At 70.3% G+C, this 16,859-nt stretch carries 18 protein-coding genes and 1 pseudogene; 11 read left to right on the top strand and 8 right to left on the bottom strand.

Annotation, left to right across the window (positions count from 1 at the left end):
• The first annotated feature begins 219 nt into the window (after positions 1-219).
• Complete coding sequence (locus tag ACLEQD_RS17825) at positions 220-570, top strand: hypothetical protein (RefSeq protein ID WP_410385515.1); 351 nt, start codon at positions 220-222, stop codon at positions 568-570.
• A 116-nt stretch (positions 571-686) separates the two neighbouring features.
• Here the strand turns inward: ACLEQD_RS17825 and ACLEQD_RS17820 are convergent, their stop codons facing one another.
• The 3 genes from ACLEQD_RS17820 to ACLEQD_RS17810 all read right to left on the bottom strand — a co-directional run bounded on the left by ACLEQD_RS17820 (position 687) and on the right by ACLEQD_RS17810 (position 4,224).
• A complete protein-coding gene (locus tag ACLEQD_RS17820) occupies positions 687-1,445 on the bottom strand; it encodes a DUF3108 domain-containing protein (protein WP_410385513.1) in 759 nt (252 codons plus the stop codon).
• Between the two features lie 252 nt (positions 1,446-1,697).
• Positions 1,698-3,383, bottom strand: coding sequence for a DUF4091 domain-containing protein (locus ACLEQD_RS17815; RefSeq protein WP_410385511.1), 1,686 nt, complete (start codon positions 3,381-3,383; stop codon positions 1,698-1,700).
• 34 nt (positions 3,384-3,417) lie between these two features.
• Entirely contained in the window at positions 3,418-4,224 is an 807-nt protein-coding gene (locus ACLEQD_RS17810; RefSeq protein ID WP_410385509.1) for a DUF3108 domain-containing protein, read from the bottom strand.
• Between the two features lie 292 nt (positions 4,225-4,516).
• Here ACLEQD_RS17810 and ACLEQD_RS17805 point away from each other — a divergent pair, with 292 nt between their 5' ends.
• On the top strand, positions 4,517-4,738 hold the full coding sequence (locus ACLEQD_RS17805; protein ID WP_410385507.1) for a hypothetical protein: 222 nt from the start codon (positions 4,517-4,519) through the stop codon (positions 4,736-4,738).
• 22 nt (positions 4,739-4,760) lie between these two features.
• Here ACLEQD_RS17805 and ACLEQD_RS17800 read toward each other — a convergent pair whose 3' ends face one another.
• Both ACLEQD_RS17800 and ACLEQD_RS17795 read right to left on the bottom strand, forming a co-directional pair.
• A complete protein-coding gene (locus tag ACLEQD_RS17800) occupies positions 4,761-5,432 on the bottom strand; it encodes a YggS family pyridoxal phosphate-dependent enzyme (protein ID WP_410385505.1) in 672 nt (223 codons plus the stop codon).
• Entirely contained in the window at positions 5,429-6,022 is a 594-nt protein-coding gene (locus ACLEQD_RS17795) for a Maf family protein (RefSeq protein ID WP_410385503.1), read from the bottom strand. The genes ACLEQD_RS17800 and ACLEQD_RS17795 overlap by 4 nt, the downstream gene beginning before the upstream one ends.
• Positions 6,023-6,087: 65 nt before the next feature.
• On the opposite strand from ACLEQD_RS17795, the gene ACLEQD_RS17790 reads away from it, so the two are divergent.
• Positions 6,088-7,188 carry a GGDEF domain-containing protein gene (locus ACLEQD_RS17790; RefSeq protein WP_410385501.1) on the top strand — a complete coding sequence of 367 codons (1,101 nt, stop codon included), beginning with the start codon at positions 6,088-6,090 and terminating at the stop codon, positions 7,186-7,188.
• Here the strand turns inward: ACLEQD_RS17790 and ACLEQD_RS17785 are convergent, their stop codons facing one another.
• On the bottom strand, positions 7,189-8,766 hold the full coding sequence (locus ACLEQD_RS17785) for a SurA N-terminal domain-containing protein (protein ID WP_410385499.1): 1,578 nt from the start codon (positions 8,764-8,766) through the stop codon (positions 7,189-7,191).
• A 230-nt stretch (positions 8,767-8,996) separates the two neighbouring features.
• Between ACLEQD_RS17785 and mreC the strand changes: the two genes are divergently transcribed.
• The 5 genes from mreC to ACLEQD_RS17760 are packed head-to-tail and all read left to right on the top strand — an operon-like array spanning position 8,997 to position 14,204.
• On the top strand, positions 8,997-9,860 hold the full coding sequence (mreC, locus tag ACLEQD_RS17780) for a rod shape-determining protein MreC (protein WP_410385497.1): 864 nt from the start codon (positions 8,997-8,999) through the stop codon (positions 9,858-9,860).
• Positions 9,857-10,357 (top strand): hypothetical protein, encoded by a 501-nt coding sequence (locus ACLEQD_RS17775; protein ID WP_410385495.1) that lies wholly within the window; start codon positions 9,857-9,859, stop codon positions 10,355-10,357. Before mreC ends, ACLEQD_RS17775 begins: the two co-directional genes overlap by 4 nt.
• On the top strand, positions 10,354-12,411 hold the full coding sequence (gene mrdA, locus ACLEQD_RS17770) for a penicillin-binding protein 2 (RefSeq protein WP_410385493.1): 2,058 nt from the start codon (positions 10,354-10,356) through the stop codon (positions 12,409-12,411). The genes ACLEQD_RS17775 and mrdA overlap by 4 nt, the downstream gene beginning before the upstream one ends.
• A 7-nt stretch (positions 12,412-12,418) precedes the next feature.
• Positions 12,419-13,546: a rod shape-determining protein RodA gene (gene rodA, locus ACLEQD_RS17765; protein WP_410385519.1), complete on the top strand. Its 1,128-nt coding sequence runs from the start codon at positions 12,419-12,421 to the stop codon at positions 13,544-13,546.
• Positions 13,547-13,568: 22 nt separating this feature from the next.
• Positions 13,569-14,204 carry a PilZ domain-containing protein gene (locus ACLEQD_RS17760; RefSeq protein ID WP_410385517.1) on the top strand — a complete coding sequence of 212 codons (636 nt, stop codon included), beginning with the start codon at positions 13,569-13,571 and terminating at the stop codon, positions 14,202-14,204.
• Between the two features lie 18 nt (positions 14,205-14,222).
• On the opposite strand, the gene ACLEQD_RS17755 is transcribed toward ACLEQD_RS17760, so the two are convergent.
• Together ACLEQD_RS17755 and ACLEQD_RS17750 are read right to left on the bottom strand one after the other, a co-directional pair.
• Positions 14,223-14,564: a hypothetical protein gene (locus ACLEQD_RS17755; RefSeq protein ID WP_410385491.1), complete on the bottom strand. Its 342-nt coding sequence runs from the start codon at positions 14,562-14,564 to the stop codon at positions 14,223-14,225.
• A 439-nt stretch (positions 14,565-15,003) separates the two neighbouring features.
• Positions 15,004-15,135 carry a hypothetical protein gene (locus ACLEQD_RS17750; protein ID WP_410385489.1) on the bottom strand — a complete coding sequence of 44 codons (132 nt, stop codon included), beginning with the start codon at positions 15,133-15,135 and terminating at the stop codon, positions 15,004-15,006.
• A gap of 134 nt (positions 15,136-15,269) precedes the next feature.
• On the opposite strand from ACLEQD_RS17750, the gene ACLEQD_RS17745 reads away from it, so the two are divergent.
• The 3 genes and pseudogenes from ACLEQD_RS17745 to ACLEQD_RS17735 all read left to right on the top strand — a co-directional run.
• On the top strand, positions 15,270-15,635 hold the full coding sequence (locus ACLEQD_RS17745) for a hypothetical protein (protein ID WP_244221842.1): 366 nt from the start codon (positions 15,270-15,272) through the stop codon (positions 15,633-15,635).
• A 45-nt stretch (positions 15,636-15,680) separates the two neighbouring features.
• Positions 15,681-16,493, top strand: coding sequence for an inner membrane protein YpjD (locus ACLEQD_RS17740; protein ID WP_410385487.1), 813 nt, complete (start codon positions 15,681-15,683; stop codon positions 16,491-16,493).
• Between the two features lie 2 nt (positions 16,494-16,495).
• A pseudogene (locus ACLEQD_RS17735) lies at positions 16,496-16,859 on the top strand (glutamyl-tRNA reductase); the annotation flags it as partial.

Genomic DNA, 16,859 nt, shown 5'->3' with positions numbered 1-16,859 from the left:
GGCGGCGCGGCGGGGCCCGCGCGCTGAAGCGGAGTGGGGCAGCTTCCGGCGGCCCGATGGGGCCGAAGCCCCACGCCGCGGTCGTTCCAACTGGTCCGACAGTCGGACCGGTTCGGGCGGCAGCACTCCTCGGCCCCCGCGCGCTGACGGCGGGCTTCGCACCGGGGGGCAGGGGGCTGGAAAATTGACCGGACGCTACGGGCCTGTAGCGTCCAGGGCATGCCCTCTTCCGTCGCAGCCCTCGCCACCTCCGCGATGTTGCGCCGTACCGACCCCGTTCGCGGGGCGGTGGAGCGCCTGGCCCGGACGCTGCCCGCTCGCGCGGATGCCAGCGTCCTGCTGGACTTCGTGGAGGATGACCTCCGCGAGGGCCTGGATGCCCTGGGCGACGTGCAGGCCCACTTCCACGACCTGCTCCTGACCCTCCACCGCGAGACGCTGACGCCGGTCGCCCTGCTGAACGCGGGCGAGGACCTGCACGTGCTCCAGCGCCTGGAGGATCTGCACGAGGTGGTGACGCACCTGCGCCGCCGCCTGTCGCAGGCCGCCGGGATGATCCGCAACGGCTGACGGCCAGGCGCTACCGCGACCACGCGTGGAGCCCCGCCGCGTTCAGCGCGACGCTGGCGGTCCGAAGCCCCCGTCGGTGCCCCGCGGGGCCTCCGCGCGAGCCGCCAGGGGCGGCGTCACCACTTGAGGTCTTCCTTGCCCTGCGCCTCCATGGGCTTTTCGCCGGGGCGCTTCACGCCGGACAGGGTGAGACGCACGGCACCCAGGTCGATGGCGCCCACGGCGGCCAGCGGCAGGCGGCGCTCGTCGTCGGTGATCCACACGTGCACGTCGCGCTTCTGCGACGGCCGGTCCAGGCGCACGGCGGTGCCGGCCAGGTGCCACGCGTCGAACTCGCCCAGGGGCAGCGACACGTGCTCGCGCTCCACCACGGTGGCCGTCATGCGCCACATGCGGCGGATGCCGTACACGTCGAAGCAGACCGGCAGGTCCTTCTTCAGCGGCAGCTGGCGGATGAGGTAGATGGCGCCCGCGACGTCCAGGCCGTCCTTGTCGAACGCGTAGTCGAAGTGGCCCTTGGGGCGGTCCCCAATCTGGTAGTCCACCTTGACGCTCTTGTCCTGCGCGCCGAAGTCCACGTTCACCTTGCGGCGCAGCTCGTTCTCCACGGCCTCCTCGGTGTAGCGCGAGGGGCGCAGCGTCTTCGGGTGCAGGTAGCTGGTCGCGCTGCCGCGCACGCGGCGCACCTTGGAGAACAGCGTGTTCGTCTGTGCCTCCACCAGCACCGGCAGCGCGCCGTTGGCCGGGCGCTGAACGCGCATGGTGAGCCTGCCCGCCTTGGCGCCCATGGCGTCCATGTCGAACTCGAGGAGCTCCCCCGGCTTGAACGCCAGCGGCGAGCGCAGCGCGGGCAGGCCCTGTTCACACGGCTTCACCGCGACGACGGGCTCGCCGGGCGCGGCGGCGGCCGCCGCGTCGCCGGTGTTCTCCGGTGCGTCCGCGGGCTTCGCGGCGTCCGCGGGAGCGTCCGTCGCGGGCGCTTCGTGGAAGGGCTCAGGATGGACCTGAGCGGGAGGGGCCGGGCCTCCTGGGCCTGACCCGGGATGGCGCTGAGGGCGCTGAAGGCGAGGCAGGCCGCGACGAGGTTGCGCATGGTGTTCATTCTGCTTCCTCCCAGGGGGGAGTGACTACGGGGTTCCCCCGGAAGTCCGACGTCCGGAGCGCTTCGCTTCTTCAGCCGCCTGCCGCTTCACGATGCGCTCGGTCACTTCCTTGCGCACCGCTTCCCACTCCGCCGGGTCCCGGGAGATTTCGTACCCGGACTTCGCCAGCCGCTTCGCCGCCGTCCGGGCGAAGGCGCCGTCGCCCAGCGACGTGAGCAGGCGCAGGTATTCGTAGTCCTCCAGGCCGTCGCGGATGTGTTTCAGCCGCAGGGACACCACGGGCTGGTGCTCCGTGCCGCCCAGCTTCGCGGGCGTGCCCGGGTAGAAGAGGGTGCCGTCGCCGTTGCCGCCGAACTCGAAGAGGTCCGCCCAGACATCCTTCTTCGTGTTGTAGGCGAAGACGGTGTCGAAATAGAGCTCGCCGTCCACGCCGCTCTCGAAGGCCAGCACGCCCATGGCGCGGTTGAGCGGGGCGGGGTGGTCCACCATGTACGAGGCCCAGTCGCTGAACGCCTTGTCCAGCGCCTTGTCCGGGGGCGGCCCGCCCGTGCAGCCGTGGGACATACAGCTCTGGTACCACCACACCTTCGCGCGCGCTGGCAGCCGCGTGCGCGCGGTCGCGGTGTTCGCCACCGCGCGGCACGTCTGCGGTCCCTCGCGCGGATAGAAGCAGTTGATGATGGGCGTGAGGATGTCCACCGACCCGTTGAACGCCGGGTCCAACGCCGTGGTGACGAGCACGGGGATGGTGCCGCCCGCGTCACGCACGCGCTTCGCCTGCGCCTTCACCAGCGGCACGTCCTTCGCCTTCGGTTCGTCCTTGGCGTAGAAGAAGAGCTGCGCCTTCCAGCCCTTGTCCTCGAAGTGCTTCTGGAAGGCGCGGTAGTACGCCGTCTTCTCCGCGTCCGTGGAGGCCTTGCGGTTGTCGCGCACGTCGGCCGTCGTGAAGCGCGCGCCGGAGGGCAGCAGCGTGCCGTCCAGGAAGGGCGCCATCTCCGCGTCGTACGCGCTCCAGTCCAGCACCGCGCGGCCGTCCTGGAACTTCACCGGCGGCGGGTCCATGCCCATGCCGTGCGCGCTCACGCGGTGCTCCAGCAGCGCCTTGCCGTACGCGCGCAGGAGCGCCTTCGCCTCCGGCGAGTCCGCCGGGATGCCGTGCCCCTTCGCGATGCTGTACAGCGAGATGCCGAAGCTGTTGGGCAGCGACGACGTCGCGGGCAGGTCGAAGGGCCGCACCTCCACCGTGAAGGGCACGGCCGGCAGGTCCTTGCCGTCCGCCGCCGCGCTCAGGCTCCCCGTATACGTGCCGGGGGCCTGCTTCGGAGGAACGCAGACCTCCACGTAGACGACCGTCGGGTGCCTGGGATTGGCGGGCGCCGACAGGGGCACCAGCGCGTCGGGCCACGGCCCTGTCCTGCCCTCTCCGTTGGAGGGCGTCTTCACGTCGAGGTACGCCTCGCGCCACGCGTCCACGGTGAGCGGCGCGCCCGGCCCCTTGAGGGCCAGGGGCTGCATCGTCACCCGCGTCACGCCCTGGGGGAGCACCAGCTGCGTGCCCTCGCACTCGCCCCGGGCCGCGCTGAGGCGGGCCTCCTTCGCGCCCTTCGGCGTCGCGTCCGGCCGCACCTTCACCAGCGGCGACACCACCTGCACGCCGCCCGGCGCGGCGGAAAGCACCGCCGCCACTGCCCATGCCCAACCCACGCCCATGCCCCCTGCCTTCCCCTGGTTGGTGGACGACGCCTCAGTCGTCCGAGTTGTCCGCCCGGGCCATGGTCACCACGCGGCCCGGCTTGTAGTCGGTGAGCTCCGCCACGATGGTGCCCAGCGCGAAGTCCGCCTCGATGCGCACCGGCACGTGGTGGGCGTCCGCGCTGAGGTACGCGACCATGTCGCGCTTGGACTCCAGCTTGCCGCCGAACTCGGTGTGCACGCGCACGCGGAAGGTGTCGCGCGCGCCCGCGGGCGTGGTGACCGTCTCGCGGCCCTCCACCGTGGCGCGCAGGGTGAACTGCTTGCTGCCGGTGAACACCGGGTACTCGAAGGAGCGGCCCACCGTCAGCTCCTGGCCGCGCAGCGCGAACGTCGCGCCCGTCACGTCCAGCGACCCCTGGGTCAGCGCGTGGTCGGACTCGCGCGGCGGGTCGCTCTCCTTCTGCTTGATGACCTTCGCGCCGGTGCCGTCCGCCGTGAGCTGGATGCGCTGGCGGCGGCGCTTGCGGTTCTCCTCGGAGTGCAGGTCGCTGCCCGTCACCCGCTGGGCGCCCGCGTCCCAGTACGACACGAAGCGGCTCTTGATGGGGTAGACGCCCACCAGGTCGTCGGACTTCGCCATGGCCACGATGGGCCACACGCTCTGGCCCCACTGCGTCATGGGCGCGCCCACCGTCACCGTGGCCGTGCCGGCCGTCAGCCCCAGGTAGCGCACCCGGTACTGGGCCTGCTCACCGGGGCCGAACGCCGTCCCGGTGGGCTCCTGGGCGTGCGCCAGCGCGGACCCCATGAGTCCCACCACCGCGGCCATGAACCCCCAGCTGGACAGACTGCGCATCGGGTGTGCTCCCTTGCTTGCAAGTTAGGTGGCCGGCCGCCTAAGCCAACCGTGCTGCGCAACCGCCCCCACCACCGGACATTTCCAGGACGGACGGCCGTGGGACAGCATTCAAAGCCGTCCGGCCGCCCCCCAGGCACGCCGGGAAACGACAGGCGGGGGACGCAAGGGCGGCCCGCAGGGGTACACGCGTGCACGGGCCGCTGACAAATGGAGGACAGTCCTCCCAGCCCGCCTGGATGCCCAGCAGGGCACACCCGGACGGGGGGGCCCGGTGCTAGCCTCCGGCCCCATGGCCAACGACTTCCAGTTCGACGACGACGACTTCGCGAAGGACTCGGGCGCGGGGACCGGCAGCCGCGTCTTCGACGAGTTCGACTGCCCCGGCTGCAACGCCAACAACCCCGTGGACGACACGTTCACCGACGGGGACGAGGTGCGCTGCAACTACTGCGGCTGCGAGTTCAAGGCCCTGGTCAACCAGGAGGGGCGGCTGCGGTTCCGGGAGCTGTGAGCGCGCCCGGACGCACCTGCTCCTAGGCGCGCTCGCCGAAGATGGCGGTGCCCACGCGCACGGCGGTGGCGCCCTCCAGGATGGCCTGCTCGAAGTCGTGCGTGGTGCCCATGGACAGGGCCGTCAGCGCATGGGCCGCCGCCAGCTCGCGCAGCCTCGCGAAGCCCTCGCGCATCCGCGCCACGTCGTCCGTGGGCGGCGGCAGCGCCATCAGCCCCACCACCTGGAGGTTCGGCAGCTCGCGCACCTGCGCCAGGAAGCCGCCCAGCGCGTCCGGCGTGAGCCCGTGCTTGGTGTCCTCGTTGCCCAGGTTGAGCTCCACGTAGCAGGGCAGGGGCGCCGTGCCCGCCCTGCGCTTGGACAGCTCTGCGGCGACGTCCAGCCGCTCCAGCGCGTGGAAGGCGTGCGCGACGCGGGCCACGTACTTCACCTTGTTCGTCTGCAGCGAACCAATGGCGTGCCAGCGCAGGCCATCCAGGTCCTTGAGCTCCTCGGCCTTGTCGCGCAGCTCCTGGGCGTAGTTCTCCCCGAAGTCGCGCTGCCCCGCGGCGTACGCCTCGCGGATCAGCGCCGCGGGCTTGAGCTTGGACACCGCCACCAGCGTCACCGACGACTCCGGCCGCCCCGCGCTCGCGCAGGCCTTCGCCACGCGCTCGCGCACCCGGGCCAGGTGGTCCGCCACGCCGCCGCTCATCGCGGGCCTCCGGTCCAGGGCAGGGGGACGCCCGCCCGGCCGAGCAGCGCCAGCGTCTCTCCCAGCGGCAGGCCGACGACGTTCGAGGGACTCCCGTCGATGCCCCGCACCAGGAAGCCGCCCTTGCCCTGGATGGCGTAGGCCCCCGCCTTGTCCAGGGGCTCGCCGGAGTCCGCGTACCAGGCGATCTCCTCCGGGGAGAGCGCGCGGAAGGTCACCTGCGTGCGCACGACGTCGGAGGCCTGCGCGCGGCCCGCCACCGCGATGCCGGTGAAGACCTCATGGACCTGGCCGGACAGCCGGGCGAGCATCTGCCGCGCCTCCGCCGCGTCACGGGGCTTGCCCAGCAGCTCGGACCCCAGGGCCACGGTGGTGTCCGCGGCCAGCACCCATGCGTCCGGGTGTCGGGTGGCGACCGTGCGGGCCTTCTCCACGGCCAGCCGGTGCACGTAGTTCCGCGCAATTTCTCCGGCCATCGGCGTTTCATTGATATCCGCCGCCGCCACGGTGAAGCGAAGGCCCAGCTGGGCCAATAAATCCTTGCGCCGGGGCGAGGCGGAGGCGAGAACGAAGAGAGCGGTTGGATCCATGGGCGGGTGCGAGGTGTTTCGCGCTCGTGCGGCCTTAGCAGACTTGCGCTCCAGAGGGCACCTCGATGAACCCCGCGGACCTCCTGTCGGCCATGAAGCGGACAGTGGAGCAGCTGGCCGCCTACAACGAGATGGCCAAGGCGCTGACCTCCACGCTGGAGCTGCGCGAAGTGCTCGCGCTGGTGATGCAGAAGGTCAGCGCGCTGCTCCGGCCGCGCAACTGGTCCCTCATCCTCCAGGACGAGCGCACCGGGAAGCTCTACTTCGAGATCGCCGTGGGCGAGGGCGCCGAGGCGCTCAAGGGCCTGCAGCTCAACCCGGGGGAGGGCATCGCCGGGGCCGTGTTCGCCTCCGGCGTCGCGCGGCTCGTCCACGACGTGGGCGGCGACCCCAGCTTCGCGCCCCGCTTCGACGAGGCCTCCGCCTTCCACACCCGCTCGCTGCTCGCCGTGCCGCTGGTGGCGCGCGAGCGGGTGCTGGGCGTGATTGAGCTGGTCAACGGCCCCACGGAGCCCGGCTTCACGCATGACGACCTCACCGCCCTGTCCGCCATCGCGGACTACGCGGCCATCGCCATCGAGAACGCGCGCAACTTCCGCCGCGTGCAGGAGCTCACCATCACCGACGAGCACACCGGCTGCTTCAACGCGCGGCACCTGCGCGCGCAGCTGGAGCTGGAGGTGAAGCGCTCGGCGCGCTTCCGCCACCCGCTGTCGCTCGTGTTCCTGGACCTGGACCACTTCAAGTCCATCAACGACCGCCACGGGCACCTGGTGGGCAGCGCCACGCTCAAGGAGGTGGGGGACCTGCTCATCAGCCTGGGCCGCCACAACCTGGACGCCGTCTTCCGCTACGGCGGCGACGAGTTCGCGGTGATGCTGATTGAGACGGACACGGAAGGGGCCCAGGTCATCGCCCGGCGCATCTGCGAGGCGTTCCGCGGCCAGCGCTTCCTGCGCGAGCAGGGGCTGGACGTGGCGCTCACCGCGAGCGTCGGGGTGGCGTCCTTCCCGGACCACGCCACCACCTCCACGGACCTCATCCGCGCGGCGGACTTCGCCATGTACGCGGCCAAGGGGCGGGGCCGGGACGGCATCGCCGTCGCCGAGGCCCCTTCGGGAGCGGGGACCCCCGTGGAGGTCCCCTTCGCCCGCTCCGGCGGGTGACTACCCCGCGGAGCCCAGCACCGCGTCGATGGCCTCGGTGTTGGTGACGACGCTGCCGCTCTTCTTCAGCGACTTGAGGAAGGACTCCGTCAGCTCGATCTGCTTGGCCTGACGGGCCTGGGTGCGCAGCTCCTCCTTGCGCTTGTCGAAGCCCGCGGTGTCTGGCTTCTCGCGCTCCACCACCTGCGCGACGACGTTCGCCTCGCCCACGGTGAAGACCTCGTCCAGCACCGCCGGGCCCTTGGCCTCGAAGGTGGCCTTCACCAGGCCCGGCGCCGGACCCAGGTGCGGCACGGAGTCACCCTGCGCGGTGAAGCTGTCCGTCTCCACGGCCTCCGGCTTCGTCTCCGCCTCGAAGCGCAGCAGCGCCGGCTGCTGGCCGGCGGGGACCGGGAACTGCTCCTTCAGGGACTTGCCGGCCTTCGCCGCGGCCAGCGCCTTGTCGGCCGCCGCCCGGGCCAGCCCCTTCGCCTGCTCCTGCTTGTAGAGGCGGGTGGCGATCTCGCCCTTCACGTCTTCCAGCTTCTTGTTCTGGGCCTCCTTCTTCTCCTCCACCTTCACCAGGTGCACGCCCAGCGCGGACTCCACCGGCTGCGTCACTTCCCCGGCCTTCAGCGCGAACGCCGCGTTGGCCAGCGCCGGATCCCACGTGGTGCGCTCCACCCAGCCCAGGTCGCCGCCCTTCAGGCTGGTGGCGTCGTCGTCGCTGCTCGCCCTGGCCAGGGTGGCGAAGTCCTTGCCGCCCTCCAGCTCCTTGCGCAGGCCTTCCGCCTTCGCCTTCGCCTGGGCCTTCTGCTCGGCCGTCGCGTCCGGGGCCACCTTGACGAGGATCTGCCGGGCGTGGATGCGCTCGGGCACGTTGTAGACGAAGCTGTTCGCCGCGTAGTAGTCGGCGATCTCCTTCTCATGCGCCTTCTGGAACTCCGCGAGCTTCGCGGCCGTGGGCGCGGGGACCTGGTCCGCGTACATCGTGGGCAGGAAGCGGGCGAACACCAGCTTCGCCTGGTTGCCCTCCTTCTCGTAGCGCGCGCGGACCTCGTCGTCCGACACCACGGCGCCCGTGCGCACCACGTCGATCATCTTCTGGGCGGCCATCTGCCGGCGCAGCTCGTCCTCGTACTCCTGGGGCGTGCGGCGGTAGAAGTCGCGCAGCACCTGCTGGTAGCGGGCGAAGTCGAACGCGCCCTCCTTGGAGTGGAAGTCCGTGTTCTCGTGGATGAGCTTGCGCAGCTCCTCATCCGACGGGGTGATGCCGTGGCGCTCCGCCGACTGGGCGAGCAGCTCCGCGTTCACCAGCCGGTCGAGCACCTGCTTGTCCAGGCCGAACTGGCGGGCCACCGACTCCGGGATGGGGTTGCCCTGCGAGCGCAGGAAGTTCATCTGCCGCGACCAGGCCATGCTGAAGTCGCGCAGGGGGATCTCCTTGCCGTTCACCGTGGCGACCGCGCTCGCGGTGGGCGCGGCGCTCCCACTGTCCGCGAACCCGTTGCTGCCCGGACCGAACTGGAGCGTGAACACCACGGCGATGCCGATGATGAACAGGAGGGAGAAGGCCTTCCGGGGATTCAAACCGTCCATTGTCGTCACTTCACGGTCGGAAGCGCCCGCGAATCACCTTGCGGAAGGTCTCGCGGCGCCGTGTTGTTGGTAGCCCGGCCGGTGGGGATGCATGAGTGTCAACACCCCCTCATCCGGGCCTTGACTGCCTAGGACAACAGACCGGAAAATGCAAGCGATTCAGCCAGCTTAGCCCGCTCCCATCCCCCTTCCACCACCGCCGTCCGCCCACCCCGGGAAAGCCCCCGTCCGTGCTGTCTCTTCTCAAGCGGTACCGCCGCTTCCTCCTCGTGGCCGCCCTCCTGCTGTACCCGCTCGGCGCCTTCCTGCTGGGCGGCCGGCGCGGCCGTGACCCGAACTTCGTCGACCGGGGCGTCATCGCGCTCACGGCCCCCGTGCAGCAGGGGCTCACCGCCGGCATCGACGGCGCCGTGGCCGCGGTGCGCAACTACCTGGACCTGCGCGGCGTCCGTCAGGACAATGACGCGCTGCGCCTGGAGAACCTCCAGCTGCGGGCGACGGTGCAGGCCCTGGGCGAGGCCCGCTCGGAGAACAGCCGGCTGCGCAAGCTGCTGGCGTACGCGGAGGCCGCCCCTGGCCCGGAGATTCCGGCGCGGGTGGTGGGCGTGAACCCGGTGGCGAAGCTGCTGTCGGTGCGGATCAGCAGCGGGGAGCAGGACGGGGTGTTCCGGGGCATGTCGGTGGTGACGCCGGACGGCATCGTGGGGCAGGTCATCCGGTCCACGGGCGGCTACGCGGACGTGGCGCTGGTGACGGACCCGCAGAGCCGGGTGGCGGTGCGGGTGCAGCGCAGCCGGGCGCGTGGTACGGCGGCGGGCGCGGGCAACGGCCCCCTGGCCCTGGAGAACATGCTGCGCACCGAGGACGTGGAGGACGGCGACCTCATCATCACCTCCGGGACGGACGGCATCTATCCGCCGGGGCTGGTGGTGGGGCGGGTGACGCAGCTGGAGAAGAAGGAGCACGGCATGTTCCAGGGCGCGGACATCCAGCCGGCGGTGGACACCAGCCGGTTGGAGGAGGTGCTCGTGGTGGGCAGCCCGTACAGCGCGATGGCCTCTGGCGGGGCGTCGGCGGAAGGCGCGCAGAAATGAAGTTCCTGGTGACCGTCATCCTGGCGCTGGTGCTGCTCACGCTGGAGTCCGTGTTCGTCCAGCAGGCCGGGCTGGTGCTGGGCCGCGTGGACGTCACGGTGGTGCTGGTGGCCTTCCTCGCGCTCCGGGCGAGCCTCGCGGAAGGGGCGTGCTCCGCCTTCGCGGTGGGCTACCTCCTGGACCTGATGAGCGGGCAGCCCACGGGCCTCTTCACCTTCCTGGCCGTGTTCACGTTCCTCGTGGGCCGGCTGGTGGCGTCGTTCGTGGACGTGCGCGGGCCGGTGGCCTTCGCGCTGTTCGCCATGGGCGCGGACCTGGGGCACGGCCTGCTGTCCACGTTCTTCACCTGGCTCACGGTGAAGGACGGCCACACGGCGCCGCTGCTCTCCGGCATGCCGGTGCAGCTGGCGCTCACGGGCGCGGCGGCGCTGCTGCTCTTCCCGCTGTTCAAGCGGTTCGAGGTGGCGCAGGAGCGCCCCACGGGGTTGCTCCGTTGACGCCTCCGACCATTGGCAACACCACCCCGGGCCGGGACCTGAAGCGCCGCTTCCTGTGGCTGGGCCTGGCCATGTCGCTGGGCCTGGTGGCGCTGGCCATCCAGCTGTACCGGCTGCAGCTCATCCGCCATGAGGAGTACGCCGCCAAGAGCGTGGCGAACTTCGTGAAGGAGGTCCGCCTGCGCGCGGACCGCGGCGTCATCAAGGACGCGCGCGGCACCATCCTGGTGGACAGCCGTCCCTCCTTCGACGCCTTCGTCACGCCGGCCTTCTGCACGGACTGCTTCGAGCAGGTGATTCCGCGCCTGGCGGAGCTGCTCCAGTGGGACGCGGACCAGCGCAAGAAGATTGAAGACCTGGTCCGCATGGGCCGCCGCAACGCGCCCTTCCAGCCGGTGCCGGTGCGCGTGGACCTGACGCGCGATGAGTACGACCGGCTCAACGCCCGGCGCGACATCCTGGACGGCGTGGAGGTGGTGCCGGTGCCGCACCGCAACTACCGCGCGGACATGGTGCTGTCGCACGTGCTGGGCTACATGAACGAAATCACCCAGGAGGAGCTGGAGCGCCTCAACGGGGACGGCGCGAAGTACGCGCTGGGCGACTACATCGGCCGGCGCGGCCTGGAGCGCTACTTCGAATCCAAGCTGCGCGGGCAGGACGGCGTGCGCAAGGAAGTGGTGAACGCGCGCGGCCAGACGATTGAAGAGCTCAACGACATGCTGGGGGAGAACGCCGTCATTCCTCCCACGGCGGGCAGCAACCTGGTGCTCTCCATCGACATGCGCCTGCAGGAGGAGGCGGAGCGCGCGTTCCCGGGCGTGACGGGCGCGGTGGTGGCCATCGACGTGAACACCGGCTTCATCAAGGCGCTGGTGTCCCGGCCCGGCTTCGACCCCAACCTGCTGACGGGCCGCGTGACGCCGTCGCAGATGGCCATGCTGGCGCGCGACCCGCTCCACCCGATGATCAACCGCGTGGCCGCGGAGCACTACAGCCCGGGCTCCACGTTCAAGGTCGTGACGCAGCTGGCGGCCTTCAAGTCCGGCGCGTTCCGCCCGGAGACGGTGGTGAACTGCTCCGGCGGCTACCGGCTGGGCGCGCGCGTGTGGCGCTGCCACAAGGACAGCGGCCACGGGCCCCTGGATGCCAAGGGCGCCATGAAGGCGTCGTGCGACGCGTGGTTCTACAAGGTGGCGGACACCATCGGCCTGGACCCCATCGCGGAGATGGGCAAGTCACTGGGGCTCGGCCGCCCATCCGGTGTCGGGGTCGTGGCCGAGGTGCCGGGCATCATGCCGTCCATCTCGTACCACGACAAAGTCTCACCTGGTGGCTACACGAAGGGCATGGCGCTCAACAGCGCGATTGGCCAGGGCGACGTCAACGTGACGCCCCTCCAACTTGCACTGGTGTACGCGGCGCTCGCCAATGGCGGAAAGTTCCTCAAGCCGCAGATGGTGCAGCGGATGGAGGACCTGGATGGGAACATCACGAAGGAGTTCCTTCCCGAGATCGTACGCCAGGTCGACATCGACCCCGCGCACCGCAAGGCCGTCATCGATGGGCTCATCGCCGTGGGGCAGGAACCTGGGGGCACCGCGTACCGCGCGAAAATCAACGCGGGGCTCAAGGACGTCATCGTCGCGGCCAAGACGGGAACGGCCCAGGTGGCTCGGATTGGCGCGGTTCGCCTCAGGACGCAGCAGATGAGCTACTTCGAGCGGCACCACGCCTGGTTTGCCGGCTTCGCGCCTGCGGCGACGCCGGAACTGGCGGTCGTGGTCCTGAACGAGCATGGCGGACAGGGGGGGACGGATGCCGCTCCCACGGCCATGGCGGTCTTGAAGAAGTACTTCGAGTTGAAGGCGCAGGATGCCATCTCGCCGCCGCCCCGCGCCAACCAACCCTACACGCCGTCGCTGCCGCCCGCGCCCAGCCTGGACACGGCGGCGCTCACCCGCGCCGTGGTGCCAGCCCCCCATGTGAACCTGCCGGGAGAGCCCATCCAGCCGCCCTCTGAATCAGGAGACGATAGTGCAACTGCGCATTGAGCGACGGATGGTGCCCCACGTCCCATGGGGACTCGTCGTGTGCGTGCTGGGCGTGTGCGCGCTGGGCATCTGGAACCTGGCGTCCGCGTCCCGGCCCCCCATGGCACCGGTGTGGACCAGCCAGACGCTCTACCTGGCCGTGGGGCTGGGCGCGGTGCTGATGGTGTGCCTGGTGGAATACCGCTGGATCCAGCGGATGGCCTTCCCCATCTACGTGCTCAACATCCTGGCGCTGCTGGCGCTGCGGCTGGTGGGGCACACGGCGAAGGGCGCGGAGAGCTGGTTCGTCATCGGCCCGTTCCGCCTGCAGCCCGCGGAGTTCATGAAGATTGGCGTCGTGCTGATGCTGGCCAAGGTCTACCACGACGACTTCCAGCCCAATCAGCCGTCCTACGGCATCGTGCGGCTGTGGAAGCCGGTGCTGGTGGTGATGGTGCCCTTCGTGCTGGTGCTGGTGCAGCCGGACCTGGGCACCGCGCTGATGATCTTCCTGTCCGCCGGCACCGTCATCCTCTTCGGCAAGGTGCGCTGGTACCTGTCCGCCACGCTGGTGGCGGGCGTGCTGGTGGGGGGCCTCATCATCTGGAACGACTACATCCGGGAGATGCCCGAGCCGCGCACCACCGTCGTGCGCCACCACCTCAAGAAACACCAGAGCCAGCGCATCTCCGGATGGTTGGACCCGGAAGCGGACCTGCGCGGCAGCGGTTACCACGCCGCCCAGTCCAAGATTGCCGTGGGCTCCGGCGGGCTCACCGGCAAGGGCTGGCGCGAGGGAACCCAGACAGGCCTGCGCTTCCTGCCGGAACAGCACACGGATTTCATCTTCTCCGTGTGGGCCGAGGAGCACGGCTTCTTTGCCTGTCTCCTGTTGCTCCTGCTTTACGGCGGCATCTTCATTTTCGGGCTGGGCGTGGGCTTCAGCGCACGCGACCGTTTTGGAGCGTTCGTCGCGGTGGGGGTGGTGGCCACACTTTTCTGGCAGGTGTTCGAAAACATCGGCATGGTCATTGGCCTGTTGCCGGTGACGGGCATCACGCTGCCCCTCATGAGCTACGGCGGCTCCTCGATGCTGTCGGTGATGTTGTGCATCGGGCTGCTGGTGAACATCAGCATGCGCCGTCACATGTTCTGACGGCCGGAGGCTTCCGATGGCGGTGCAGAGGAAGGGCGCGACGACGGTGAAGGCCGGCACGGCGGTCCGCGGGCCGGAGGGCACGCAGACACCCCGGCCGTTCGTCCCGCCGGTGGGGGCTTCCCGCGGCGCGCCCACGCCCGGCGCGGCGCCCCGCATCGAGATGAACCAGGGGGAGCCGGAGCACCGGCACTTCCCGCGCGCGCAGCTGGCCACGCACTTCGACCTCTGGGTGGATGACGGCGCGGGCGGCCGGCGCTTCTCCGCCAACCTCGTGTCCGTCAACGTGAGCGTCAGCGGCGCCTTCCTCGCGAGCACCTTCTTCCTGCCCATGGGCACGGTGGTGCGCACGCGCTTCGCGCTGGAGGAGGGGGCGGCCCCCGTGGAGGCCCGCGCGGAGATTGTCCGCGAGGAGCGCGGCCCGGAGGAGGAGGGCCGCAGCGGGTTCGCCCTGCGCTTCCTGGACTTCTCAGGCCAGACGGAGGTGGCGCTCGCCCGGCTCTTTTTGGGCATGCGCCTGCGTGCGTTCACGGAGGACTATCTCAAGTCCCAGCGCGCCCGCTCCCTGCCCAATGAGCTGGAGCGGGTCATCGACGTGATGGCGGCCTGGGAGCTGCTCAAGGCCACCACGCCCGGAGATCCCTGGCGCGGCGAGTAGGGCTCCGGTGCGCGGCCCTCAGGCCGGCTTGCCGGTGGCGATCTGCCTGCGGCGCTCGGCCTGGTAGTGCGCCGAACACAGGCCCTTGGAGCGCTGCTCGCGGGTGCAGCCATTCACCGTGCAGCGGCGGTCCATGGGCACCGGCCCACCCGCCACCGTCTTCGGGGGACGGCCGCGGCGGCGTCCCGCCATCACCGCGCCGTTGCCCGGCGCCGCCGCGGCGGCGCCCATGCCCGGCATCCCCGTGTTCAGCGCGCGCAGCATGCCGCGGCCGATGGCATCACCCAGCGCCTCCGCCCATGACGTCAGGGCAGGGGTCAGCGGTGGTTGCGTGGTCAATTCTTTGCGAAGGCGTGCCATGAAAACTCCTGTTGAAACTCGCCAATCAAGACAGGCGTGTATCCGCGACTTCTGTCTGGTGTGGCGAACTCTGTCAACAAGACATGTTGGGGTCGTGTTTGACTCCTAATGCAGTTTCAATGTCTGTTGAACAAAACATGACGGGAGGATCGTCCAGTCGTCCCGGTCGGGGCGTTTGTCTCAAGTACAGAGAAACGTCTGCCGTCGGAGGGTGGCCCGCCCCCGTAGGTGAAAGCCCTTACCGTCGCGGTGAGTTGCCTTTCTACAGACATATCGAATCCGGAGCCCTGTCTCGCCCGGGTGTCTGGTTGAGGGCCCCGGAACGCAGCGTTCCCTCTCACCCGGGCGCGAACCCTGGCAATGAAGGCCAGGCGCGTCGGGGGTGGGAGGGGACGAAGGGACGGCCCCAGGGCAGGCCTGCCACCGGGAACGTTGGGGCTCAGAGCTTCTTCCGGACCACGTCCTCGATGCGCGACTTCGGCACCGCGCCGACAATCTGGTCCACGACCTTGCCGCCCTTCAGGACCTGCTTCTGGGAGTCCGAATCACCGATGTCGAGCACGTCAGCCATGTCGTCTCCGGGTGTCTCTGCTTGGGTGGGGCAGGGCGGCCGGGCCGCCCCCGTCCAACGGATGCGGCGTCCGGCGGGGGGTTGCTCCCCCATTTCAGGCCCGCTCGGAGGGAGGCTGGTGTAGGCTGGAGGGCGTGACGAAGCTCTTCCTGTCCCAGGCCCAGCTCGAGGAGTGGGCGCTGGCGGACAAAGCAGACCTGCGCGAGGGCCGCCTGGTGGTCTCCGCCGACGGAGGGAGCGACTGGCCGCTCACGCCCGCCGTCCACGTCGTGCAGCTGGTGTCGGGTGAGGACACCCACCAGCTGGTGTCTCGGGTGAAGACCGAGGAGCAGCTCGGCCGGCTGGGCGCCGAACAGATGGCCGACTCCATCCTGGTGGGGGACTCTGCCTACGAGGTGGTTCCGGGCTATGTGACGGAGGTGGGCTCGCCCTCCCCGGAGCGCAAGCCCAATTCGGAGACCGACCTGCTGGCGGCCTTCATTCTCAATAAAATGGGCTGAGGCAGGAGTGAATGCCTCCTCGGCCGGGGTTAAGAGCCTGCCGCCATGAGCCATACGCTCGTCTCGCTTGCCTGCCACGCCTACGGCCTGGCCGCGCTCGTCTACCTCGCCTTCCTGGTCCGCCAGTCCCAGGTGCTCGCCGTCACCGGCCGGGTGCTGGTGGGGACCGGCCTGCTGATGCATTGCGTTGCCCTCATCCAGATGCTGGGGGCGCAGGGGGGCCGGTTGGTGGGCCCCGCGCAGGGCATGTCCACCTTCGCCTTCCTGCTGCTGGCGCTGTTCCTGGCGCTGGACGTGCGCTACCGCAAGCCCGTCATCGGCGCGTTCCTCACGCCGCTGGCGGTGGCGGTGCTGCTCATCGGCATGCTGCTGCACGGTGGGTCCACGCCGCTGCCGGACGCCGTGCGCCAGCCGCTGCTGCCGGTGCATGTCACCATCGCGCTGTTGGGCATGACGGCCTTCGGCGTGGCGGCCGGGGTGGGGGTCATGTACCTGCTGATGGAGCGGCAGGTGAAGACCAAGCACTTCGGGCTGCTCTTCTCCCGGCTGCCGTCGCTGGAGTTCCTGGACACGCTCAACCGGCGGCTCGTGCTGTGGGGCTTCATCGCGCTGTCGCTCACGCTGGCGACCGGGGCCCTGTTCACCACCACGTTGCGCGGCCTCTCCTGGGCGCTCGAAGGCAAGCACGTGGCGACGTTCGTCGCGTGGGGCGTGTTCGCCGCGCTCGTCAACGCGCGCATCTTCGCCGGCTGGAGAGGCCGGCGGGTGGCGCTGCTCACCATGGCCGGCTTCTGCCTGGTGCTGGTCTCCTTCCTGTCGTCCTACGACCTGTCCGCCGCTGGCCCGGGGATGCCGTAGCCATGGAATTCATCTGCATTGGCGTGTCACACCGCACCGCGCCCCTGGGTGTCCGCGAGCGGTTGGCATTGCCCGAAGCCCGGCAGACGGAAGTGTTGCAGCGCCTGGCGCAGGCGCCTGTCGAAGCGCTCTGGGTGTCCACCTGCAACCGCGTGGAGGTGTACCTGGCGGCCCCCAGCGCGGACGTGGCGCGGGAGCGCGCGCGGGAGACGCTGCACTCGCTGGGCGGCGCGGAGGCGCTGGAGCACCTGTATGAACACCAGGGCGAGGCGGCGCTCGTGCACCTGTTCCGCGTGGCGTCCAGCCTGGACTCCATGGTGCTGGGCGAGGCGCAGATCCTGGGCCAGGTGAAGGACGCCTTCGAGC

It is taken from the genome of Corallococcus sp. 4LFB (assembly GCF_046520365.1).
Taxonomy (GTDB): Bacteria; Myxococcota; Myxococcia; order Myxococcales; family Myxococcaceae; genus Corallococcus; species Corallococcus caeni.
Note: the sequence above shows the minus strand (reverse complement) of the source record. Positions and strands in the feature narration are given on the sequence as shown.

Bases quoted from the DNA above. Each gene is read 5' to 3' on its own strand.
- ACLEQD_RS17825 (WP_410385515.1), top strand. From the start codon at position 220: ATGCCCTCTTCCGTCGCAGCCCTCGCCACCTCCGCGATGTTGCGCCGT.
- ACLEQD_RS17815 (WP_410385511.1), bottom strand. From the start codon at position 3,383: ATGGGCGTGGGTTGGGCATGGGCAGTGGCGGCGGTGCTTTCCGCCGCG.
- ACLEQD_RS17810 (WP_410385509.1), bottom strand. From the start codon at position 4,224: ATGCGCAGTCTGTCCAGCTGGGGGTTCATGGCCGCGGTGGTGGGACTC.
- ACLEQD_RS17805 (WP_410385507.1), top strand. From the start codon at position 4,517: ATGGCCAACGACTTCCAGTTCGACGACGACGACTTCGCGAAGGACTCG.
- ACLEQD_RS17800 (WP_410385505.1), bottom strand. From the start codon at position 5,432: ATGAGCGGCGGCGTGGCGGACCACCTGGCCCGGGTGCGCGAGCGCGTG.
- ACLEQD_RS17795 (WP_410385503.1), bottom strand. From the start codon at position 6,022: ATGGATCCAACCGCTCTCTTCGTTCTCGCCTCCGCCTCGCCCCGGCGC.
- ACLEQD_RS17790 (WP_410385501.1), top strand. From the start codon at position 6,088: ATGAACCCCGCGGACCTCCTGTCGGCCATGAAGCGGACAGTGGAGCAG.
- ACLEQD_RS17785 (WP_410385499.1), bottom strand. From the start codon at position 8,766: ATGGACGGTTTGAATCCCCGGAAGGCCTTCTCCCTCCTGTTCATCATC.
- ACLEQD_RS17775 (WP_410385495.1), top strand. From the start codon at position 9,857: ATGAAGTTCCTGGTGACCGTCATCCTGGCGCTGGTGCTGCTCACGCTG.
- rodA (WP_410385519.1), top strand. From the start codon at position 12,419: ATGGTGCCCCACGTCCCATGGGGACTCGTCGTGTGCGTGCTGGGCGTG.
- ACLEQD_RS17755 (WP_410385491.1), bottom strand. From the start codon at position 14,564: ATGGCACGCCTTCGCAAAGAATTGACCACGCAACCACCGCTGACCCCT.
- ACLEQD_RS17750 (WP_410385489.1), bottom strand. From the start codon at position 15,135: ATGGCTGACGTGCTCGACATCGGTGATTCGGACTCCCAGAAGCAGGTC.
- ACLEQD_RS17740 (WP_410385487.1), top strand. From the start codon at position 15,681: ATGAGCCATACGCTCGTCTCGCTTGCCTGCCACGCCTACGGCCTGGCC.